This is a genomic window from Nodosilinea sp. LEGE 07088 (assembly GCF_015207395.1).
GTDB lineage: Bacteria > Cyanobacteriota > Cyanobacteriia > Phormidesmidales > Phormidesmidaceae > Nodosilinea.
Genome location: NZ_JADEWX010000323.1, coordinates 1 through 3,095, shown reverse-complemented (window position 1 = coordinate 3,095; position 3,095 = coordinate 1). Strand labels below are relative to the sequence as shown.

General features: G+C 57.2%; 3 protein-coding genes. 2 read left to right on the top strand and 1 reads right to left on the bottom strand.

Annotated features, from left to right (window positions below; genetic code table 11):
• Positions 1-21 precede the first annotated feature (21 nt).
• Positions 22-1,995 (bottom strand): CRISPR-associated endonuclease Cas1, encoded by a 1,974-nt coding sequence (gene cas1, locus IQ254_RS30535; RefSeq protein WP_193969895.1) that lies wholly within the window; start codon positions 1,993-1,995, stop codon positions 22-24.
• A gap of 198 nt (positions 1,996-2,193) precedes the next feature.
• On the opposite strand from cas1, the gene IQ254_RS30530 reads away from it, so the two are divergent.
• The gene (locus tag IQ254_RS30530) at positions 2,194-2,754 is read left to right on the top strand and encodes a Uma2 family endonuclease (RefSeq protein WP_193969894.1); all 561 of its coding nucleotides are present in this window, start codon (positions 2,194-2,196) and stop codon (positions 2,752-2,754) included.
• A 22-nt stretch (positions 2,755-2,776) separates the two neighbouring features.
• A partial coding sequence (locus tag IQ254_RS30525) for a helix-turn-helix transcriptional regulator (protein ID WP_193969893.1) occupies positions 2,777-3,095 on the top strand: 319 nt, incomplete at its 3' end.

Sequence of the window (3,095 nt, the reverse complement as noted above, 5' to 3'; positions counted from 1 at the left end):
CCCCCTATCTCCCCACTGCCCCTACTTCTCCCATCGCATCGGGCGGTACACCTCCTGGTCGCCCATGAGGCAGGCCACATATTCCCAAACTTGCAGCTCGAAACAGCGCCGGTAGCTGACCTTGATGCCCGTGTGGGGATGAACAATTTTCTTGTTGAGATATTCCTCCCACCGCTGCAAAAACTTTTTCAGGGCATCAGGCTGGAGGTAGACCCCGCCGCGAGCATCGGGGGGCGTGAAATCTTCCTCGGTAAAGATGTTGGTGTTGATCAGGTAGGCCACCAGCGAATCGACCACGGGGGCGCGAAACTCCTCTACCAAGTCGCACACCAGCGAGGGGCGATTTTTCTGCGGTTTATGCAGATTGCCAAAGTGGGTGTGCAGCCCTACCGTCTCTACCATCGAGTGCAGGTTCTGCGATAGCAGCGTATAGCCCAGGCTCAGCAGACTATTCACCGGGTCGGTGGGCGGTCGGCGGGTGCGCTTTTCAAACTCAAACTTGCCCTTGAGCAGCGAGGCATAGGCCCGAAAGTAGAGGTTGGCCCCCTGCCCTTCAAACCCCAGCATAGTTTCGATGCTGTCGGCCTGGGCCACCTGCTGCATCAGCTCGGGCAGGGCTTTAATCGCCTCTGTCGCCAGATCGGTCGGGCGTTTGCGGTGCATCCGTTGCAGCACCACTCGGCTATTGTGCAGCTTAGCCAGAATGATGGCCTGGGCCTGGCGGTGGGTAAAAGCTGGGTCTTGGGCGTGGAGCACCTGCTGGGTGAGGTAGTCGATCTGGGCGTGGCCCTCGGTGTCAAGGCGGCCAAAGTAGCGGCCATTGCTGGCCAGGTACAGTACCGGAATGCGGCGCTGAAGGGCCAGACTTACCGCCCCGTGGGAGAGGTTGCAGCAGCCAAACAGCACCACATGGCTCACCTGGTTGACGGGCACGCTGATTTTCAGTTCTCGTTCATGAAATACCTGAAACTGCTTGTACCTGACGCGCACGTAAGCGCCCTGATCGGTCACGTAGAGAGTAGTCATAGGTTCGCTCCAATAGGTATCGAGGTTTGAGGGACGGCGCTGTCGCCGAGTTTTGACGATGCTGCACGCCTTCGGCGGGCCGACGGGGCCACGGGGCGGCTGGCGGGGTTTGGTTGCCACAGGCGACAGGGTGCGAGGCGGAGCCTGGACGTCGCCATTGGCAAACTGGTGGCCCAAAAAGGTGAACCCCTCGGTAGGCGGAATGATGCGGGTTTTGTCGGGGTGCAGCGATAGGGCCAAATCGGTGAGCAGGTCGTCCATCAAGTTGAGGGCGCGGTGGGCCTGCACCCAGCTCTGGCTGACCACTACGCAGTCATCGCCGTAGCGCACCAGGGGAATGCCGTACTCCACACAGGTGCGGTCAAAGCCGCTGAGGTAGAGGTTGGCCAACGCCCCGGACAGGCTGCTGCCCTGGAGTACTCCTTTATTGAGAAACTGCCGCTGACCGTGGACGACGATGCCCGATTTGAGCTGCTGCTCTAGCAAGGCAACGGCCTGGGGGCCAATGCCAAGTTGCTCTAGCTGCTCTAGCAAGATGGGCCAAGAGAGCTGGTCGAAGAACTGCTGAATATCAGCCTTGACGACCCAAGTTGGTTGATAGCGATAGAATTCCATCACCCGATCCACGGCCTGGTAAATCGAGAGGCCGGGACGATAGGCAAAGCAGCTGTCGCTAAAGCTTTCTTCTAGATAGGGGTAGATGGTTTGCAGCAGAAACCGCTGCACAATGCGGTCTTGCACGGTGGGTATGCCGATCAGGCGGCGACCGCCGCTCTTTTTAGGCAGCCAAAATCCCCGAGCGGGGTTAGCCAGGTAGCACTCGCGTTTGAGCTGGAGTTGCAGGTGGCGCAACTGCTCTTGGGCAACCCCGGCAAACAGGTCTGGGGTGATGCCGTCTACCCCGGCGGCTTTGCTGCCGCGCTGGACAAGATACCAGGCGGCGGCAAGCTGTTCGGTCTGTACGTTCATGGGCTTGTCTCCCTTGCGGTAGCTGGGCTTTGCGGCCCATGAATCTACCTTCGCAAGCCCAGATCTGAGTACGAATATGGGTTGTTTGAGTAGGGGATATGAGTTGGGTATGAGTTTTAGAAGTGGGAACGTGGGGGGCGGGAATGGCCTTCTGAAGCTTTGGGCTATTCTGAAGAGAGACCTGGAGGGATGACCGCAATGGTGACGTCCAATACCGATGTTCGCTGGACCGTGGCAGATCTAGAGGTGCTGCCTGAGGATGGGCGACGTTACGAAATTATTGACGGAGAGCTGTTTGTGACCAGAGCCCCCCACTGGAAGCATCAGAATGTTGCAGTGAAAATTGCAACAGCGTTAGAAAATTGGTCAACTGACAGTGGCCTGGGTGAGTCAGCAATCAATCCGGGGCTAGTTTTTTCAGAAATTGACAGTGTGATTCCAGATGTGGTGTGGGCCAGCTATGAGCGATTGGAAACCATGCTGGATGAGGCTGGGCATCTCATCGCTGCGCCAGAGCTAGTGGTTGAGGTTTTGTCGCCCGGTGAAAAGAACGAGCGTCGCGATAAAGAATCTAAGCTCAAGATCTACTCTGCCTATGGCGTGCTGGAGTACTGGATTGCAGATCGCCAGCAGCGCAAGCTAGAGGTCTATCGCCGCGATGGTGGGTTGCTGAAGCTGGCGATTTCTCTATATGCTGCCGATGACCTGACTAGCCCTGTTTTGCCTGGGTTTAGGGTGGCGGTGGGGCGGTTGTTTTAAGGCTTAGGTCACCATTACCGTTATGCCAGGGCGATCGCTACAGCTATCTGAAGCAGGCCAACAGCAGGCCCGGCAGGCACTGCTGATGAGAAACCTGACCCAAAAAGCGATCGCGAACGAACTGGCCATTGCCTCCTGGTCAACGGTAAACAAGTTCTTCAACGGCAAACCTGTCGATCGCTTTATCTTTCAAGAGATCTGCGATGCGCTAAATCTGGAGTGGTCAGACGTTGTTGAGTCGTCAGTCTCGGTTGTGGATAGGGAGATGGGGAGTAACAGAGATGGGGAGAGTACTCCTCCAACACCCCCCATCACCCTATCTCCCTATCCACAACCGAGAC

Coding starts and splice junctions, on each gene's coding strand:
- cas1 (WP_193969895.1), bottom strand. CDS start 1,995: ATGAACGTACAGACCGAACAGCTTGCCGCCGCCTGGTATCTTGTCCAG.
- IQ254_RS30530 (WP_193969894.1), top strand. CDS start 2,194: ATGGTGACGTCCAATACCGATGTTCGCTGGACCGTGGCAGATCTAGAG.